Consider the following 19200-nt stretch of genomic DNA (forward strand, 5'->3'; position numbering starts at 1 on the left):
GCGGTCAGCGGGGCGGCGACGACGGACCCGGCCGGGAGGCGGCCGCCCGGCGGCGCGTCTCGCGCCAGACGGCCGTCGCGACGAGGGCGGTGAGCAACAGCGGCCAGCGGTCGTAGCTCCGGTAGAAGCCGTCGACGGCGAAACGGTGACTCGAGAACGGCCAGAGGTACGAGCCGGAGAGACCGGTGGGGTTGTACATGAAGACGTCCGTGAAGAGGTGTGAGAGGGCACCGAGGAAGAACAGACCCAGCACGGGGAGGCGGTACTCCGGCGTGACGAGCGCTGCGACGAGCAGGGAGACGACGACCGCCGCGCCGAGGGTGTGAAACGCAGACCAGGAGAACGGGAGCGAGAGCGTCGACTCGACCGCCGTGGCGGGGAGCACGAACTCGAGGCGGTTGAGGTCGGGGAGGATCGCCCCGGCCATCGCGACGGTGACCAGCGCGGGGGTGATCGAGTCGACGTACCACGAGAGGGCGGTCGCGAAGATGTAGGCGACGAGGACGTGCGTGAGCAGGTCAGCCATCTAGTCACGCCTCCACGTCGCGCGGGGGTGCGAGCGGGTCGACCTCGAGAGGAGCGTCCGAATCCAGGCGAGCGGCCGGACGCGTGGGTGTTCGCGCGGTTCGAAGGCGAGCGCCTGGCGGTCGAACCGCCAGCGGTTGACCCCGCGTGCGAGCGTCCAGCAGAGCGCGACGACCGACACCGCGTACATGAACACCAGGTCCCAGTAGCCGGGATCGATTGGAGGGCCACGCAGCAGGGTGTGGTCGGGTGGCGTCACCTCGAGTGGGCCGGCCGAGACGATCGGCGAGTCCGGACTCGAGTCGGCGGGGAACGTCGGCGAGGAGTGGATCGACGAGTGGTTCGCACCGTCGAGGACGAACAGTCCGAACAGCCCCGCGAGGAGGGCGAGGACGACGAGAACGCGGGCGGCCGTCGCGAGCATACACACGCGTTCGAGTGGGGTGACGTTAAATATTAGCCACGGTGACGGGAGGACACGAGGCGCGCCGTCGAAAGATTCGACCTGCACGAGAATACTTTTTCACTACCGGCCGCGAACGAACGGGCGTGAACGACGCAGGGTCCGACCGTTCGGCGGCCGTCGCGACAGCCTGGCTCCTCTGTGTGCTGGCGGTCGCCGGTCTGGCCGTCGCCGGCGGCGCGGTCGGCGACGCGAGCGCGCAGGCCGACGAGGCGGTGAACGCGACCGGCGTGAACGAGACGGCAGAGGGCGAAGACGAGCCGATCGTCCGCCACCAGAACCCCGACGAGTACGCCGAGTCGGGCGACCTCGAGGGACTCGAGTCGGCGCTCGCCGAGAGACTCGCCGAGAGACTCGCCGCCGGTGCGCTCGACGCCGACGACGGCGAGTACGAGCTGGCACTCGAGCGCCTCGACGAGGAGTTCCTCGCGGACCTCGATCGCTACGCGGAGATCGCCGCCGAGACGGGCAACGACGAGTACGTGGCGGCCTTCGAGGAGGCGCGAGCGGATCAGGTACACCTGGTCGAGACGCTCCAGGCGTACGAGGAGACGTCGGACGCCTACGAGGACGCGCGCGAGCGCGGCGACGACGAACGGATGGACGAACTGGCGCGCGAACTCGACGAGCTGGCGGTCGAACTCGAGGAGACACGTGAGGGACTCGACGAGCGCTACGAGGGGCTCGAGTCGGGAGTCGGCGTCGACCTCTCCGGGGCGAGCGAGAGCGTCTCGTCGGTGAACGAACGGATCAGCGACGACCACGAGGAGATCCGGGCCGAACACTTCGTCGCGACCGCCCTCAGCGTCACCGTCGAGAACGACGCGCCGGCCGACGGCGTGGCGACGGTTTCGTTTCTCGAGCCGCTCGAAGCCAGCGGCGTCCTCCAGACGGCGGACGGGACGCCGGTCGCGAACGAGGAGATCGAACTCGCGGTCGGAAACGGGACGGTGGAGACGGAGACGGACGCCGGCGGCGCGTTCGAGTTCGTCTACCGGCCGACGACGGAGAACGTCTCGGCGACGAGCCTCGAGGTCGTCTTCGTCCCCGAGCGAACCTCGGAGTACCTCGAGAGTCGGACGAGCGTCGAGGTCGGACTCGAGCAGGCCGACGCCGAGGTGCGCTCGCTCGAGGTCCCCGACGTGGTGGCCTACGACGAGACGGTAGCGGTGCGCGGCGACCTCGTCGTCGAGGGGATTCCCGTCGACGGCGTCCCGCTGGCCGTCTCCCTCGACGGGCAGGAGATCGGTGCGGGCGAGAGCGAGGCGGGGACGATCAACGCGACGGGTCTCGTGCCGGCGTCGGTGCCCCACGGCGAGCGCGACCTGCGCGTCGGGTTCGACGAGTCCGACCGGGCGCTCTCGCCGGTGAGCGAGAGCGCGAGCGTGACGGTGCTCGAGACGGCGACCGACCTCACGGTCGACGCGAGGGAGACCGACGAGGGCCTGCGCCTCTCCGGACGGCTCACCGAGGCCGACGGCGGGGCGGGGATCGCGAACCAGACCGTCGGTCTCGTCGTCGACGGGGCGGCCGTCTCGAGCGTGACGACCGACGCGAGCGGGCGGTTCGACGAGACGGTCGCCGGGCCGGCCGACGCCTCGACGGCGTCGGTGGAGGCCGTCTTCGAGGAGTCGCGCTCGAACCTCGCACCGGCGAGCGCGGAAGCGACGGTCACGCTCGCGGGAGGCGAGGGGGCGACGCTCGCCGACGACCGTGGGACGCTCGTCGGGGCGGGGGTCGCCCTCGCCGCGTTGACCGGCGTCACGGTCGTCCTCTACCGTCGGCGCAGCCAGCGGGCGGCGGACTCGTCGAACCCGTTCGAGGCGGTTCGGACGGCGACGACGGCCGACGAGGAGGACGGACGCCCCTCGCTGACGCCCGCCTACCTCGCACGCGCCAGCGACCACCTCGCGGACGGCCACCCGAACGCCGCCGCCGAGAGCTGTTACGCGGCCGTCCGCTTCGAACTGTCCGAGCGACTCGAGGACGCGAAGGCGCTGACACACTGGGAGTTCTACGAGCACTACCGTCGGGAGCGGGCCAGCGACGGGCCGGACGACGTCGACCGACTGCGGGACGTCACCCAGCGCTACGAACGCGCCGTCTTCGCCATCGAGGATCTCACACAGGCCGAAGCGACGACGGTGCTCGAGCTCACGCGAGAGCTGTGTGGACTCGAGCGAGAGGAGCCGACGGCCCAGGCGAGCGCCGACGACTGACGAGTCGAACCGCCCGACAGTCGCGTGCAATTATCCATCCACATCGGATATCGTGCAAATAATAATCATCAATAGTATAGTTCCTCACGTACCAATATATTATTTATAGCCCACTAGCAATAGTCCAGACGATAGCAGACGGATATGAAGGACTTTGGGACCGTCAGGCGCCGATCGACATTTCCAATGTCCACAACATATCCACGAACCTACCTACCATGACCGCCCAAAGCCACGGTACGACCGCGCCGGAGATCGACTCGTCGCTCGCCGAGAGTGACGGTGAATCGCCAGCGTCTCAGCCCTCGACTCGAGCGGCGAAGATACGAGACGCAGACAGCCTCCTGAAAGGACGAGACAGCGAGACCGACCCGACGATCAGCGTCGTCATGCCGACGCTCAACGAAGAGGAGGGCGTCGGCGAGTGTATCGAACGCGCCAAACACGCCATCGCCGAACTCGGGACCGAAGCCGAGATTATCCTGAGCGACAGCTCGACCGACCGCACGCCCGAGATCGGCCGCGAGATGGGCGCGATCGTCGTCGAACCCGACGCCCCCGGCTACGGCTACGCCTACCGCTACGCCTTCGAGCGCTCTCGCGGTGAGTACATCGTCATCGGCGACGCCGACACCACCTACGACTTCGAGGCCATCCCCCAGCTGCTCGAGCGGCTGGAAGCCACCGACGCCGACATGGTGATGGGCTCTCGCCTCGAAGGCGAGATCCTCCCCGGTGCGATGCCCCCGCTCCACCAGTACGTCGGCAACCCCTTCCTGACGCGGTTTCTCAACGTCTTCTACGGCGCCGGCGTCAGCGACGCCCACAGCGGCTTCCGCATCATCCAGCGCGACTCACTCGAACAGCTCGACTTAAAGACCACCGGCATGGAGTTCGCCTCCGAGATGATCATGGAAGCCGGTGCCCAGGACATGCAGATCGAAGAGGTCCCCATCACCTACCACGAACGCGAGGGCGAGGCCACCCTCGAGAGCTTCAAAGACGGCTGGCGACACGTCCGCTTCATGCTCGTCAACGCCCCCGGCTACCTGTTCTCGGTCCCCGGCGTCCTGCTCGCCACCTTCGGCGCACTCGTCATGGCGCTGGCGGCGACCGGCACCTCCATCGGCGGCGCCACCTTCGGCATCCACTCGATGATCGCCGGCAGCCTCTTCGTCATCGCCGGCTACCAGGTCACGAGCCTCGGCGTCTTCGCCAGTGCCGCGAGCAACCCCATCCGCAAACCCGGCGACCCACTCACCCGCAGACTCGAGTCGCTCTCGCTCGAGTCCGGCGCGACCCTCGGCGTCGCGATCCTCGCCGCCGGCGGTCTCTACGCCGGGCTGTTGGTCTACCAGTGGATCTCGAGTGGCTTCGGCTCGGTCGCGTTCACGATGGGGTCGCTGGTGGCGTTCACCGCGATCGTCATCGGGTTACAGACGATCTTCTCGTCGTTCTTCCTGGGTGCGGTGAAGGCCTGAGGCGGCGGCGAGCTCGAGTGTATGGATCGTTATCAGATTCGAGTGACTAATTCCGAAGTAATTATACTTGCCAAACCACACACGATGAATACAGTTGTAGCTAATCGATGGGGCTAATAAATAAATTTGGAGCCAAGCTGAAAATCGAGTTTCTCTCTAAGCTCGTAGACACTGTTTCCGGTGCTTTGATGATCGTGTTTCTGGCCCGGTTCTTAGACACGGGCCAGTACGGACTTCTATTTCTCGCGATCTCAGTGTTCACTATCGCAGGTCTGTTCGGAGAGTTTGGCCTCGCAAAATCGGCGGCACGATATTTGACAGAATATAATGAGAAGGACAGAACACAGATACGATACATTCTCTCATCGTCGCTAAAAATAACCATAGGTGCACTGACACTGGTCTCAGTAGTGATCGTCGTTGGGCATGAACTGCTTGCGGACGCATTAGGAGAATCCGATCTGATTCTGTTACTGCTACTGGCACCGGGATACATCATATTTCACGGGTTGATCACATACCTACGACGGGTCTTTCAAGGGTTCCAACAGATTAGGGTGGGTGCTCAGATTCAAGCGGTTCGTGGCCTACTGAAACTACTCTTCGTAGGTATCTTCGTAGTGCTTGGCTATGGTGCGGTCGGTGCACTCATCGGACACATTTTGGCCTTCGCAGTAACGGTCGCTCTTGGGTTCGTTGCACTCTACTACCTCGTCTATCCCGAGTACGAAAAGACGGAGAGTCCTGAACCTGGACTTCTAAGAAGGATGTTAGAGTACAGCGTTCCGATATCGTTTACAAAGAGTGCTGATAAAATCGTCAAAGAGGTCGACGTCGTACTCATAGGACTGTTTCTGAATCCTGTAGCAGTAGGGTATTACGTGATAAGCAAACAAGTTGTGACGTTCACACAGCTGCCATCTGCAACGTTGAGTTACACACTATCACCAGTATACGGTGAGAAGAAGTCTGCGGAGTCGATAAAGCGCGCTTCAGAACTGTACGAAGAAACGCTAATATACACGCTAATGATGTACGTTCCGGCCGCGCTGGGGATCATCATCGTTGCTGATCCGATGGTAACACTTGTCTTCGGTACCGAGTACGCTGGCGCAGTCACGGTATTGCAGATCCTCTCATTATTCGTCATCTTCCAAGCACTCACGAGAATTACCAGCGGTGGGCTGGACTACCTTGGTCGAGCGACCGACCGCGCAAAAGTCAAATCCGTATCTGCTATCGGAAACATCATTTTGAACATAATCTTCATCCCACAGTACGGAGTGGAAGGTGCCGCAATCGCGACAATAGTGACGTACGGATTCTATTCCTTCGCAAATGTCTACATTATGCATACAGAGCTCACGTTCAGATTCGGTTTCCTCGCTCGACAAATCGCGTTAGTACTGCTCATCTCTGGTACAATGGCAGGGGTTGTCCTCTTCGCAATGTCATCTGTTGCTGGGCTCGTGTCGTTGATTTCGGTCGTCTTACTAGGAGTGGCAGTCTGGGCCGTTCTTTGTACTGTCACAGGGTTACTAGATGTTTCAGAAGTCCGTGCAGCCTTCGGATAACAGACTGAGACGTCAGTCGTCGAGATTGATCTGGTCAATATGATCCCACACGAACGTGACCCACTCCCGTTTCTCGTCAGGCCGTGCCGTGTACGTCATTGATGTCCCAATCTCGTACTCAATACCGAGTTGATGTATCCAACCGCTTGGGAGGTGAAGAAGAAATGTTTCCACATCGACTCCAGAGTCTCTACAGAGGGATTCAACGTACTCTCGGGCGATCGATGCGTGTTCAGTATCGTCGAGGAAAATTCGTTCGAATCCCGTTTGAAGATCTCCAAATATGATACGGGAGACTTGCAAGAGGAAGAACGTCGGGTCGACGAGTGGGTTTCCACGAAGTACAGCGTGTTCCCAGTCGATTACTGTCGTGACAGTATCCTCATTAGCAAAAATATTTTGTGGATGAAAATCACCGTGGACGGGTGTATAATACAACTGTGAGTGAGAGTCAATGGACGGCGGTGACACCTCGAGTTCCTCGACAGTAAGCTGTTGAGCGAGGTCATCTACAGAGAGGGTACTCTCGTCACATCGGTAGTCCCGTTGAAATGCAGTGATCCACTCAGCACCGATTTCGAGCACCGTTCGAAACGTCTCGGGGCAAGAATCGAGCCGTGACGATAGTGGCGTCCCTGAGGCAGGTTGTTCGACCCGAGCCGACCCAAACCGAGTCTCGATCGTCTCCCCATCTGGGAGATTAGTGGTGGTCGAAGATTGAGTTTCTTTCAACGAAGTGAGAACTCGCCCCTCACGTTCTGATATTTCGCCATGCCGAGTTCGATTAGGGACTTTGACCACCTTTTCGAGAGAGCCACTCTCGAGATGTAACAACGCTGCACGCGAACGACCGTGAGAGAGGATGACGTCTTCGCTTTCGACGAGGGAGCTGTCGCGAGTATCTATAGAAGTATCGTTCGAAGCAACGACAAGGTACGAGGGATAGCAGTGTTTGAGAAGCCCGGTTTGATCTCCGACAAGTGATAATCGACGCGCGATTCGGTAGCGAATATCTGCATGATTGCGATACCGAGAGGTCAACCATCTAATTGGTTCGTGGCTACTGGCATTGAAGCTATATTGTACATTAGCCACAGTTGGAAGGTGTGTGTAACAATCAATCACTGTGAAACCTGCGGACCGGAGCGTTTTTTCGTAGCCTCGGGGAGTAGCGGACAGCGATTTAGAAAGGCGACCAAAGCGAAGGGATGCGTTTGATGTGTCCCCGATACCAAATTGCCCTGCAATACCTGATGTCGTCGGCCATCCAGGCAGATTAATTATCAGAGATCCATCGTCTTTCAGCAATGTTTGTAACTCTGCAATCCGTTCTCGCATCGGTTCCCCAGTACACCACTGAAGCCACTCTTCACCGGTAGCAACGATGAGATCGAATGAATTCGGAGAGAAGGGAAGCACATCAACAGGAGCACAGACAGAATGTATCCGATCGTGACAGTCAAAATCCGATCGGTCGGTGAGAAATTGCAGTCGATTGTCCCGAGGATCGACAGCGTACACAGCCTCACACAGTTCTGCCAAGAGAAACGAACGGGTGCCGAAGCCAGCGAACAGGTCGAGACACGTTCCACTGATGTGCTCAGAGAGGAGCATTCGCCAGTCGAATCGGCGAAGGTCATAGGGATCGTGAGAAAGATGATATGCATCTGGTGCTACGGTCTGTTCAGAGGTCATGGAAGAACTCACATGGTTGCTGGCAGTCATTGGTGAAAAACTAAGCCCCAGAAATTAGGATGGGGAACATACCATAATAAACCAGAGATGGCTGTTTTTCGAGATAAATCGTTTATCATCTCATAACGAACCGCTTGCTTCCGTAAGTATCCGACAAAATGATTTTGCGAGGTGGTTTCTGTCAGTCGTGTAGAGTTTAGAACACTATTCTCGTGACCAAAGAGGTGGGACATTGTGGCTATAATGGGGACAATACCATAACTAGTTTTTGTACTCAGCCGAAAGGTTGGGGACCCAAGATCGCTCTTCAGTGGGAGATCGTTGATACTGAGGACGATGACTGCCGAACTGAAGAGAACAAAGCCACCGTATCAGCGGTGTTCGATACGCACTAACGTGTTAGATGCGGTGATGGACGACATGATCAGAACAAAACACCGGTATTCACAGTCGTCAATCGTACTACGGAAACTGGGAAGAAGTGCTCAGACGTGTCATCAAAGTACGCAGTGAAAGGCTCTGGTGAATCGCCATACTGCGTCGAATTGTAGTGTCTCGCAGTCATCCTGAAGGCGGCTAATAAGCTTGCCACCGCCCGATTCCTTGAGCGGCGCAATCCCACCGAAAATCGCCGCCGCCTAGTGATTTACCAAAGCCAAATAAACAAATGCGACACTGGAGGGTAGTCCAGAAGACTTTTAGAAATACAGATGTCTTTCCGGTAAGATTATTTCACCAACGGTTGAACAACTTTGCTATGATCGTCCGACTTGGGTTCATAGCTATTTCACTCTTATTCACGGTTACTATTATGGGTGTTCATTTCACAGAACAACTGTATCCCTGGATGGGGATATTTATATTTTTTTCACTCTCAATTATTATTTTCCTTTCTCGCAGCCTTCAACCAGTGGTAGGAGTTAGCACAGTTATTATTGTTGCTCTGTCACATAGACTAGTATCGTTTTATCATCCGGCGACGCTATCTGGACAAGATCCAGACAAGATAGCTGCTGCAGTGAACAGAATAATACACACTGGTAAGCTGTCATCGATAGAGGGATTAAACTTCTACTCCGGGGCTCCACTTTATTTTCTCAATTCTGTAGGGATCTCTCATTTTATGGGTTTGGAAGCACAGTATTCGGCTGTCGCATACGTACTAATTGTAACTATTATAACACCATTAGCTGTCGCAGTTTTAGTCCAGTCTCTGTCGTGGTTGCCAGATTCTGCAGTAACAATTGCTGCATCCATCTCAGTGGTCTCGACAGCAAGCTCAATAGATTCACTGTGGCCGATACCTCAACAACATGCAGTGGTCCTATTTTTCATTACATGTGTATTGTTGTTGATTTACCACAGATTTGACGCGAACGATAAAACCATACCAATCCTATTAATTCTCAGCCTTGCATCAATTGTGGCATCCCACAAGATTGGAGGATTATACACACTGGCAGCGTTACTTGGAGTGCTGGTAATTGGGTTAGTAAACGAAAAAGAGTACATATCAAAATATCGGATGCGAAAACACCAATCACAGAATACAGCACCTTTACTGATATTAACCATCTTGTCGACAATATTTCTGTTAATAGTTTGGACATATACTACAACCCAGATTCGGCCTGTTGCGACATTATTTTTACAAACAATAATCCATAATCCCGGACCAGTATCAGGCGCAGTACTTGATTCAACTGCAGCAGAACCGACGACAAGCGGGATAAGCGGAATTATTATCCGACAGGGTCACTGGTTGATATACCTGCCCTTCGTTTCAATAGGGTGGGTCATATTATGGAGAATGGATAAGTCACCAGTTTTGGCAGGGATAGCAGCAGCAGTTGGTTCACTGTTCATTATCACATTCATAGGTGCTGTATCCACTCGACGAATGTTATTGTTTGCTGAGCCAATATTCTCAATTCTTTTGGTCGTATTAGTATTTGCAGGAATTTTCTCGGCACGGAAAGGAACAACGACGGGGAGTATACTGCTTCTATTTGTCATCATATTTGCGCAGATCAGCGCCCCATTAGCTACTCTTGACCATCCACAGGAATCGCGTCAGTACTTAACGCATGGAGAGTGGGAAGGAAAGAAATTCGTAGCTGATCACACAAGTGGAGAGGTCTATGCAGATTATTATTATGCAAGGCAGAATGTAGAGTATTTTGGGGAAGGAGTATCGTACCGACCAGGGGGTGCTGACCCTACGCCAGATGGATTCTCCCAACTAGGACCGGACATTCTAGCTGGAGATACGCATGAACAAGGGTACCCGAATGTGTTGATTAGAACGAACGTAGACACTGTAATGTTCGGTGGACATTGGAATCTTGAATGGAATCCAAGTCAAGAATTCGATAATTCTACTGATTACAGTAAGGTGGTCGACAATGGAGAAGTTAGCTTATATCACAAATCCAATGATTCATCAGCTAGAATCAGGAATGGTTTATAACTCTTCTACACCGACCGAACTAAGAACCCGCCATTTTATTGTGGCTCTTTGACTTGATAAAGCCAAATATCCACATACGGTACCGAGAGTCAGTGACCCAGAACCACTAATTAGAGGATTCAATTAATCGCCACAGTGGTCCAGTGGTGGACCCAGTAGTCTGCGTTGTCAGGGCGGGGTTCATCCGGCACCGAACCCGTATACACCAGCCACTCAAGGCGGATATCGTCGCCAAGCGTTTCGGGTGAGATACTGTGTCCGTGATACACCGTCTCTCCATGTGGTACCCGAATAGGTAACCGTTTCATCTCTCGCCAGTCACCAAACGATGACTGATCAGCTGACCACTCGCGTTCGACAACCACGACAGTATACTCGACAGTCTCGTATTCGTTATTCTCAAGCACCAAGTGCAGTTCGTGGCTGTCCCCCGGAGTGAAATCGCGAGGAATATTACCGGCAACGTATTCATCGGAGGCGGTTTCCGTTACGATCCCAACAGTGGTGAGGTGCTCGCCGGACTGAGGCGTACTAACGACGTATCCGACACTTCCGGCAGCGAGTACGATAGAAACAATGAGTGCAAACGTCAGCGCTGAGTCGATGGACGCGGTGGGCCTGGATAGTTCGTCCCGTGCCCGATTTACCCATGCTCGGTACGGTACAGAGAAGCGGTAGTCTGGGGCCAACAATCTCCGCCTGACAGTAGCGACGAGAGAAAAGATGACGACGACGAGGCTGAGAGAGATCACCACTGGTCTCGGTTCGAGACCCCACGGGGAAAAGCTGACTAGCAGAACGACGAGTGGAACGAGGACGAGACTCAGGCCAAACGAGAGAACGATTCGCTCGAGGCCGGTGATACCAGATGTTCGGTGGGTGTGCTTGGTGGAAGATCCAGCAGCACTCGTTTTGCTGGACTGGGTAATGTCACGCGCTGGAAAAAGCGCTGCTGTGAGTACGTACCCTGGAACGAAAATGACAAACAATAGCCCAGCGAGAATCCGAAGTGGCGTCTCTCGAAGTAGCGGTGCAAAAATAAAGACGTTTACGAGAACCACTGACACGAGGGTGGCCACAATATCGGCCGGTGCGTCCCGTAGTTGACGGGGAAGGAATAGCCAAAGAGACCGACTGCTACTCATCAGATGTCCAGTAGCACTCCCCACGGTAAAAAATATCTGAAAGGCTTTGGTGAATAGCCACGCAGTGTCGGGAGTGTTGTGTCAAACATTTTATCATATTTCAGTCAATTCTTTTGTCATTTATGAATTCTTTAAGTGTGATCATGACAGTTTCAGCGTGAAACCTTGAGCGACGTGATTCCCAGTGATAAGTCGATGCTATCTATTGATTCACCAGAGGCAAGTAAATCAATTCAGTACGACGGTTCATTGCATTAGCACCTACAAATAGCCAAGGCTTTCGAGATGTTTTCGACTATGTTCATCGATGTTCCCTTTTTCGTTTTCGACGTACGAAAGCGGTGTGTTTTCGTCGTCCATCTGAGTAATGTGATCAGCGACGATATCCGGGTGCTCAGCTGAGAGATCGTGTTCTTCAGTGGGATCGGCGACGACATCGTACAATTGCGCAGAGCCATCCGACCCCTCGATCGTTTTCCACCGGCCATCTCGAATGCTTCGGAGTGTGCGATCGTACCGACGGATCGTCTCAGGGAGTTCACCGAGATGTGCGTCCATTGACTCCATCGACGGTTGGGGTGCTCTGTACTCGCCGATGACGTACTCGCGGTATTCTTCGCGGAGGAAGCTCTGGGTCGAGATTGTTTCTGTAGATGGTAGCTCTATGCCAGCTAAGTCTAATAGCGTCGGATAGAGGTCTCGGACTTCTACTAGTTCATCAACAGTCGTTCCCGACTGGAACACCTCTGGATAGCGCACGAACAGTGGAACGTTGAGCAGCGTATCGTACAGACAGTACTGGTGGTCCATCAGATTGTGGTCACCAATGTTTTCACCGTGGTCGCCAACGACGATCAGGCACGTATCCTCCAGTAAGTCACACTCGCGTAACGTTCGATAGATACCGCCGACCAGTTCGTCGACGTAGGCGAGTTCGCCCTTGTACAGCTGCAAGAGGATGTTCAGCTCTCTGTCCGTCAGTTCCGAGTGTCCAGCGATGTACTCCCACGGATCTTGGTTGATACGGTCTACTTCTTCAGGAGTGACATCGTCGGGCAAGAACTGTTCCAGATAGCGATCCGGTGGCCAGTACTCGAGGTGGGGCTCGAGATAGTTTACGAAGAAGAAAAACGGGTCGTCAGTGGGCTCACGGTTTCGGAGCCACTTCGTGACTCGTCTGGTGGTGTTCGCACCACCCATCTGGCGACTTTTCGAGAGATATTTCCCGTACGCGGCGTTCACGATCGTCTTCGGCAGTTCTCGGGGAGAGACCTCAGAGGTGAACGCACGAATCATCTCCCGTTTCGAGTTGGCTTCCGAGACCGACGAGAGATCGGCATCCGTCCAGTAGTAGTCCCACTTCATCGAGAGGTTATCGAAGCCGCGGTGGAAGCCGAACTTCTTGCTCACCCAGACGTTCCCAGAGATGCCGACGGTGTCATAGCCACCGTTGGATAGCTGTTCAGCAAGTGTCGGGACGTGAGGGTCAAACCGTTTGGTTCCGGCGTGCGTATTGTGGTCGCTGGTTCGCTGGCCAGTGAACAGTGAGGCGTGTGATGGGAGTGTCCACGGTGCTGTCGTGAACGCAGAAGTGAAAGAGACACCCTCTTCAGTGATTGACTCGAGGGTTGGCAGGTGTCCATCGTCGATAAGAGAGAAGACAGTCTCTGCCCTCGCTGTATCGAGAACGATTAGAATGATATTTGGCTGCATCTTCACAGAGATACGATCGATATCATATTGAATGAATCTTTCCCTTCACAAACATAGTTTCGAAGTTGATTAGAGATATGATTTACACGCGAAAATTCGGAACAGTATGGTCGGTGGCTCGGGCTAACTGGTAGGCAGTGGTGAATCGCACATCACGTAATTACCGAGCGGAATGTGCGAGCGTAAGCTTGTGCAGCATTCTTACCTGAAAATCGTTCGATCCGCTCGTTGATAATTGACGTCATGTTCTCGCTGTAGGACTGATCGGACAGGGCTTGGGATAATTCCCTCCCTAATGCACGCGGTGACTCAACGGGAACGAACGCTGGGTAGTCTTCACCGAGAGCATCGACAAAAGCAGGGATATTCGATGCTACAATCGGTACCTGATGGGCCATCGCCTCGAGCATGCTGATGCTGAATCCCTCTGCCTTGGATGGGAGAGCGATGACGTCGGCGTGATAGTACACACTTTGCGGATTATCTACGAACCCTACGAAGTGGACGTTATCGGCAATTCCGAGTTCGATCGCTCGATTTTCGAGTCGCTGTTGGCGTTTCCCAGTTCGCCCAGTTAGCACTAACTGTGCGTCGGGGATGTTGTTGAGAGTGTGTTCAAAACCTTCGACGAGATCGATCCGTCGTTTTTTGGGATCGAACCGTGCCACGTTTGCGACGACCGGCGCGTCCGGGTCGAGGTCGGCAGTCCACTCGAGGTCGTCCCAGGGAATGGCGCCCGCTTCACGGACGGCCTCGACATCAATACAGTTGTAGATGACCTCCGTATCGGCGAAATAGTACCAGGGAAGTGATCGGGCGACGGAATCGGACACGCACACCGCGCGATTTGCGAATGGGGCCGTCAGTACGTCAGGGAGTTTCGCGGTCAGCGGCCGCATTTTGTAATTCGTGTGGACGGTGTGAACGACCGGGATGCGATGCAGCCTCGCAATCGGCCGACCGATCAACGCAGCGCTGATCATGTGCGTGTGGACGACATCATAGTCGTTCTCGCGAAGGTGCTTATCAAATGCCCGTGCAGCACTAACGGACAGCATGTCCTCGGCTAGGCGTTCGACGGGAATGCTCTCGGCTTCGAACTTTTCGACGAGTCCGTCGCGTCCGCCGAGATACGCGACCTGGAGGTCGACGTCGTCGGGGAGGTGGCGCGCGACCTGATAACAGACCCGAGGTGCCCCACCGGAGCCGAGTTGTCCGCTGAGCAGTAACACGTTCATTGAATAGGTAATGTCGAGAGAAAATAAAAAGCATGTCGACTTCTCCTACTGCCGTGTCAGTTTTGGTGCGAGGGCTTTGGTGAATCACTAGACGGCGACTTTCGATGAGAAATTGCGCCGCTCGAGGCGCCACACTGGGACGATCGCGACGAGAACCTCGAGGAATCGGGCAGTGGCAAGCTGATTAGCCAATCTCTGGACGACCACAAGACAACACAACTCGACGCAGTATGGCGATTCACCAGAGCCGGTGCGAGTAAATTTTCTTTCCGATGAAAACGGTTCTCCGATCCCACAGCTTGACGTGATGCCAACCTATCGATCTTTCGCAACACTCATGGTATTAGTAGTAAATTACATTTCCAATGGCTAAAAAAACCGTCCTCGTTGGCCTCGATGGACTTGGATGGGACATCTTATCTCCGATGGTTGGCGCGGACCGGCTACCGACGGTGTGTTCACTTCGTGAGGAAGGGACCGGCGGTGACCTTGAGAGCACCCATCCCCCGTGGACGCCGTGTGCCTGGCCCTCGCTGCAGAGTGGTCGAAATCCTGGGTCACATGGCGTGTTCGACTTCTTCACGAGGGATGGTTACGAGAAGCGTCTCATCGATCGCCGGGACGTCGACGCTCCGTATCTACCCGACGTCGCCGAAGCCGAGGGGAAGTCCGTCATAAGCATCAACTTCCCGGTCACCCACCCAGTCCCGGAGTACGAAAACGGTGCTGTCGTACCCGGGTATCTCGCGACGGAAGACGCCGAGTGGCATCCGGAAGGCCTCCGAGCCGAGTACGAGAGCGAGTACGGTAAATACAGGATCTATCCAGAATATGGTACCGGAGAAGACGTCGTTGAGGAGTTCGTGGACGTCGCCCGATGCCGACGAGACGTCGCCACGTTTCTGGACAGCAAATTCGACTGGGACTTACTGGCCGTCCAGTTTCAGGTCACTGATTCCGTGTTTCACGACGTCAACGACCCCGAGAAGTGGTACGACGTCCTCGAGGAAGTGGACGGCTTCGTCGGCGACATCGTCGGTCTCGCCGACGATCCCAACGTCTTCGTCGTCTCCGATCACGGTATGGGGAAGTATGACTGGACGTTCTACGTGAATACGTGGCTCGCAGAGGAGGGCTACTGCGAGACGACCGAAGGGGAACCGGAGTATCTCCAGATGAAAAAGGAGGAGCTGAAAGCAGAAGACGGTGCCGAATCAGCGAACAGCTCGGCGTTGACGAGCGTCCTCCGCACCGGGGTGTCCCTCTCCTCGAAAGTCGGCCTGGGTCCACAGCGAATCCACTCGATTCTGAGTACGGTTGGCCTCGCCCCGCACGTCACCCGGCTGCTTCCGGACAACGCGCTCCTTGCCGCGCAGAATGAAACCGTCGACTGGGAACGATCAGATGCGTTCCAGATCTTTTTCAATAGTTGTGGGATTCACCTCAACAAAGCTGGTCGAGAACCGGCTGGTACCCTCGATGACGATGCTTACGAAGCGCTTCGGGAGGAACTCATCGAGAAACTCGAGGCGTTAGAAGATCCGGATGGCCAGTGCGTGTTTTCCGCCGTCGAGCGCAAAGAAGCGGTCTACGACGGGGCTCACTTCGAGGACGCTCCCGACATCGTCCTTTTTCCGCGCGAGTACCAGTACGACGTCAGTGGATCGATACTCGGTCCCTTCCGTCGAAACGATCATATGAACCACCGGCCCCAGGGAATCGTCGTAGCTGCGGGACCCGACATTGAACCAGTGGAACTGGTCGACGCATCGATCGTCGACATCGCACCGACTGTGGCCGCGACGATGGGGTTGCCGGTCGACACCGACCGTGACGGAACGGTCCTCTCCACGACCGACCGAGAGTACGAAGAAGACACCTGGGACGAGTTAGTCGACGCGAGTTGGGGCGAGACGTCCTACGACGAATCGGCAGTCGAAGAACGGCTCGCCGACCTCGGATACATGGAGTAGTCTATCAGCGTCTCGCTTCGATCTCTTCGTAGATCCGGTTCGTCCGTTCGGCAACTCCGTCCCACGAGTACTCTGTCTTGGCCAGTTCGTACGCGTTCGCCGCCCACCGATTCCGTTCGCCGGGATCAGACAGCGCCCGGCGAAGCCCCTCCGCGATCGAATCGGGTGACTTCAGCGGTACTAGGTACCCGGTTTCCTCGTGGTTGACGAACTCTTCGATCCCCTCAGCTTCGGTCGTGATCACGGGCGTCTCGGACGCCCAGGCCTCGAGCAAAGTCAACGGGTGCCCTTCCCAGATCGAGGGGAGGACGAACACCGATGCGCGGCGGTAGTACTCAGGAATCGCCTCGTCGGGGACTCGGCCCTCGAACGAGACGCGGTCGGCGATGCCACGTTTTCTGGCCAGGCTGCGCAAGGTCTCCTCCTCGGGGCCGGAACCGACGATCACGAGGTCCGTGTCGGGGAGTTCCTCGGCAACCTGTGCAAACCCATCGACAAGGTCGTTCACCCGTTTCCGGGGAACGAGACGACCGAGGAAGAGGATTTCGTCGCGCCGTTCGACATCGGTGTTGAAGCGTTCTAGGTCAACGCCGTTGGGGACACACGAGAAGTGGTCGTGGTGGTTCCCAAGTAGGTCTAAGTGTTCCTGATTGACCGAAATGACGTGGTCGTAGTTGAAAGTAAGCACAAGTTGGCGTTCGATCCAGAGCTTTAGCGAGGCGAGCGGTGAGTCGTCATCACGGCCAATACCGGTCGTCAACGTGGTCCCGTGGACGGTTAGCAACGTCGACGCGTCGGTCAGCGCACCGGCGACTCGAGTTGGGACCGCTGGTAAGAACGTGTGTCCGTGGACGATGTCGAACTCCTCAGTGAGCAGTTGGGGAATCGGCGTCGCCATTGAGGTGGCGCGACCGATAGGGTTCCAGTACTCCGTCGTCGGTTTCAGTCGGTGGAGTCGGACATTCCCATCGGCGTACGTCTCGAGTTCGGTGTAGGACTCGCCGTCTTTCCGCAGTGCGCGGGTATAGATGTCGATTTCGTGATTAAATTCTTTCGCGAGTGCGATCGAGAGCTCCTCAACGTGGATCGGCCCACCACCAGTTTCTGGCCACCAGTCATCCTGTATCATTGCAATTCTCATTGACAGTCGACGCCTCCCTTTCTGAGTGACTGGTCCAATTGTGAAATGTGATGTGTGATTTTGGGAAATGCATGTGAGTCGGTCGGTTGTTTTCCTGTGTAATCGGATACAGTCACACAGAAACCAAGTATTCCAAGAAACCTTACAACTCGATTAGAGGTTTGCCCGAATAGTTGTGGTAGGGAGAAGAATAACGCCGGTGGTATCTTTCTCATGGTGCTATCAATCTCAATACACTCATATGAGCATTTGCATACATACAAGACAGATGTAGAATCTATATGTTTTATACACGATTGAAGTGAGTACCCTGCTATGAAGATTGCGTTCGTCTCCAACGTCGTCTACCCGTTCGTAACTGGTGGTGCAGAGAAACGAATCTACGAGATTGGGACACGACTCGCAGCAAGCGGTCACGACGTGACGATCTACGGGCGTCACTTCTGGGACGGTCCCCAAGAGATGGATTACGAGGGACTAACGCTTCGTGCAGGTGCACCAGAACGAGACCTCTACACGGAGGACCGGCGCTCGATTACCGAGGCACTCGACTTCTCGGCTCGGATGCTTCCAACGCTACGAAAGCACATCGACGAACACGACATCGTCGTCGCCTCCGTTTTCCCGTACTTTCCCGTGATCGCCTCGAAGTTTGCCACACTGAGGAGAGACGTCCCACTGGTTACGACCTGGCACGAAGTGTGGCTCGATTACTGGGACGAGTACCTCGGTACCCTCGCACCGTTCGGAAAGGTCACCGAGCGAGTCACCGCACGGGTCCCCCATCATCCGGTCGCCGTCTCGAGCGTGACTGCCGACCGGCTCACACAGATCTGGCCGACGTCAGAGCCGATCGACGTCGTACCGAACGGGATCGATGTCGAAGGAATCAGAGCCACACCAGCCGCAGAAGACGGCTTCGACGTACTGTTTGCTGGGCGCTTGATCGCGGATAAGAACGTCGACATTCTGCTCGAGGCGTTCGATCGAGTGGCGAGCGAGCACGATGTAACACTCGGTATCGTAGGTGATGGGCCGGAACGCCAGCGACTAGAAGAGCAGGCCAGCCGTCTCGAGAACACCGACCAGATCACGTTCTGTGGCTTTCTCGAGGAATACGACGACGTGATCGGACAGATGCACGCTGCATCGGTCTTCGCCTCACCCTCGACCCGAGAAGGGTTCGGTATCGCCTACGCAGAGGCGATGGCAGCGGACTGCACGGTGATCGCAGCAGAGCATCCGGAGTCTGCAGCGGGAGAAGTGATCGGGGACGGGGGATTCGTCGCGAAACCGACGGTCGAACAGGTGGCACAGACGCTCGTTCGAGCGATTAGCGGTGAACGGCCACCCGTGGAGCCGGTCGACCGGGCAGCCCAGTACGACTGGGACCGTGTAGCAGCGCACGCACTGGAAACGTATCGAGCGTCACTGGCGTGAGTTAACACCCGCGAGACGCCGAACTCGATTAACAACGGATCCGAAAAGACCACAGCAGCCGCTCTTCAGGGCATCATCGGCCACGACTATTCGCGGATGGAGATTTTTCCCATGGAGTTAGAT

General features: G+C 56.1%; 13 protein-coding genes. 6 read left to right on the forward strand and 7 right to left on the reverse strand.

The genetic code is table 11. The features are described 5' to 3' along the window. Positions 1 to 4: 4 nt before the first annotated feature. Both N0B15_RS03525 and N0B15_RS03530 read right to left on the reverse strand, forming a co-directional pair. Entirely contained in the window at positions 5 to 526 is a 522-nt protein-coding gene (locus N0B15_RS03525) for a metal-dependent hydrolase (RefSeq protein ID WP_263018061.1), read from the reverse strand. Beyond that, a complete protein-coding gene (locus N0B15_RS03530) occupies positions 527 to 949 on the reverse strand; it encodes an OB-like fold-containing membrane protein (RefSeq protein ID WP_263018062.1) in 423 nt (140 codons plus the stop codon). Positions 950 to 1074: 125 nt separating this feature from the next. Between N0B15_RS03530 and N0B15_RS03535 the strand changes: the two genes are divergently transcribed. The 3 genes from N0B15_RS03535 (at position 1075) to N0B15_RS03545 (ending at position 6262) form a co-directional block, all read left to right on the forward strand. Beyond that, positions 1075 to 3207 (forward strand): peptide chain release factor 1, encoded by a 2133-nt coding sequence (locus N0B15_RS03535; protein ID WP_263018063.1) that lies wholly within the window; start codon positions 1075 to 1077, stop codon positions 3205 to 3207. Positions 3208 to 3425: 218 nt separating this feature from the next. Then, positions 3426 to 4688, forward strand: coding sequence for a glycosyltransferase family 2 protein (locus tag N0B15_RS03540; protein WP_317618583.1), 1263 nt, complete (start codon positions 3426 to 3428; stop codon positions 4686 to 4688). 107 nt (positions 4689 to 4795) lie between these two features. Continuing rightward, a complete protein-coding gene (locus N0B15_RS03545) occupies positions 4796 to 6262 on the forward strand; it encodes a flippase (protein ID WP_263018065.1) in 1467 nt (488 codons plus the stop codon). Between the two features lie 12 nt (positions 6263 to 6274). On the opposite strand, the gene N0B15_RS03550 is transcribed toward N0B15_RS03545, so the two are convergent. Next, positions 6275 to 7987 carry a phosphotransferase gene (locus N0B15_RS03550; RefSeq protein ID WP_317618584.1) on the reverse strand — a complete coding sequence of 571 codons (1713 nt, stop codon included), beginning with the start codon at positions 7985 to 7987 and terminating at the stop codon, positions 6275 to 6277. An 880-nt stretch (positions 7988 to 8867) separates the two neighbouring features. On the opposite strand from N0B15_RS03550, the gene N0B15_RS03555 reads away from it, so the two are divergent. Next, positions 8868 to 10427 (forward strand): hypothetical protein, encoded by a 1560-nt coding sequence (locus N0B15_RS03555; RefSeq protein ID WP_263018066.1) that lies wholly within the window; start codon positions 8868 to 8870, stop codon positions 10425 to 10427. A 119-nt stretch (positions 10428 to 10546) separates the two neighbouring features. Here N0B15_RS03555 and N0B15_RS03560 read toward each other — a convergent pair whose 3' ends face one another. The 3 genes from N0B15_RS03560 to N0B15_RS03570 form a co-directional block, all read right to left on the reverse strand. After that, a complete protein-coding gene (locus tag N0B15_RS03560) occupies positions 10547 to 11572 on the reverse strand; it encodes a DUF1616 domain-containing protein (protein WP_263018067.1) in 1026 nt (341 codons plus the stop codon). Positions 11573 to 11833: 261 nt separating this feature from the next. Beyond that, complete coding sequence (locus tag N0B15_RS03565; RefSeq protein WP_263018097.1) at positions 11834 to 13285, reverse strand: sulfatase family protein; 1452 nt, start codon at positions 13283 to 13285, stop codon at positions 11834 to 11836. Positions 13286 to 13437: 152 nt separating this feature from the next. Further along, positions 13438 to 14523, reverse strand: coding sequence for a glycosyltransferase family 4 protein (locus N0B15_RS03570; protein WP_263018068.1), 1086 nt, complete (start codon positions 14521 to 14523; stop codon positions 13438 to 13440). Positions 14524 to 14888: 365 nt separating this feature from the next. On the opposite strand from N0B15_RS03570, the gene N0B15_RS03575 reads away from it, so the two are divergent. Beyond that, positions 14889 to 16496 (forward strand): alkaline phosphatase family protein, encoded by a 1608-nt coding sequence (locus N0B15_RS03575; RefSeq protein ID WP_263018069.1) that lies wholly within the window; start codon positions 14889 to 14891, stop codon positions 16494 to 16496. A gap of 4 nt (positions 16497 to 16500) precedes the next feature. Here the strand turns inward: N0B15_RS03575 and N0B15_RS03580 are convergent, their stop codons facing one another. Further along, the gene (locus N0B15_RS03580; protein WP_263018070.1) at positions 16501 to 17625 is read right to left on the reverse strand and encodes a glycosyltransferase family 4 protein; all 1125 of its coding nucleotides are present in this window, start codon (positions 17623 to 17625) and stop codon (positions 16501 to 16503) included. 327 nt (positions 17626 to 17952) lie between these two features. Between N0B15_RS03580 and N0B15_RS03585 the strand changes: the two genes are divergently transcribed. Beyond that, positions 17953 to 19077: a glycosyltransferase family 4 protein gene (locus tag N0B15_RS03585; RefSeq protein WP_263018071.1), complete on the forward strand. Its 1125-nt coding sequence runs from the start codon at positions 17953 to 17955 to the stop codon at positions 19075 to 19077. The last annotated feature ends 123 nt before the right edge of the window (positions 19078 to 19200 follow it).

Source organism: Natronobiforma cellulositropha (assembly GCF_025629245.1).
GTDB lineage: Archaea > Halobacteriota > Halobacteria > Halobacteriales > Natrialbaceae > Natronobiforma > Natronobiforma cellulositropha.

Excerpts from the sequence above, each read along its gene's own strand:
- N0B15_RS03530 (WP_263018062.1), bottom strand. The coding sequence starts at position 949 with ATGCTCGCGACGGCCGCCCGCGTTCTCGTCGTCCTCGCCCTCCTCGCG.
- N0B15_RS03560 (WP_263018067.1), bottom strand. The coding sequence starts at position 11,572 with ATGAGTAGCAGTCGGTCTCTTTGGCTATTCCTTCCCCGTCAACTACGG.
- N0B15_RS03565 (WP_263018097.1), bottom strand. The coding sequence starts at position 13,285 with ATGCAGCCAAATATCATTCTAATCGTTCTCGATACAGCGAGGGCAGAG.
- N0B15_RS03550 (WP_317618584.1), bottom strand. The coding sequence starts at position 7,987 with ATGACTGCCAGCAACCATGTGAGTTCTTCCATGACCTCTGAACAGACC.
- N0B15_RS03525 (WP_263018061.1), bottom strand. The coding sequence starts at position 526 with ATGGCTGACCTGCTCACGCACGTCCTCGTCGCCTACATCTTCGCGACC.
- N0B15_RS03540 (WP_317618583.1), top strand. The coding sequence starts at position 3,426 with ATGACCGCCCAAAGCCACGGTACGACCGCGCCGGAGATCGACTCGTCG.
- N0B15_RS03575 (WP_263018069.1), top strand. The coding sequence starts at position 14,889 with ATGGCTAAAAAAACCGTCCTCGTTGGCCTCGATGGACTTGGATGGGAC.
- N0B15_RS03570 (WP_263018068.1), bottom strand. The coding sequence starts at position 14,523 with ATGAACGTGTTACTGCTCAGCGGACAACTCGGCTCCGGTGGGGCACCT.
- N0B15_RS03580 (WP_263018070.1), bottom strand. The coding sequence starts at position 17,625 with ATGATACAGGATGACTGGTGGCCAGAAACTGGTGGTGGGCCGATCCAC.
- N0B15_RS03585 (WP_263018071.1), top strand. The coding sequence starts at position 17,953 with ATGAAGATTGCGTTCGTCTCCAACGTCGTCTACCCGTTCGTAACTGGT.
- N0B15_RS03545 (WP_263018065.1), top strand. The coding sequence starts at position 4,796 with ATGGGGCTAATAAATAAATTTGGAGCCAAGCTGAAAATCGAGTTTCTC.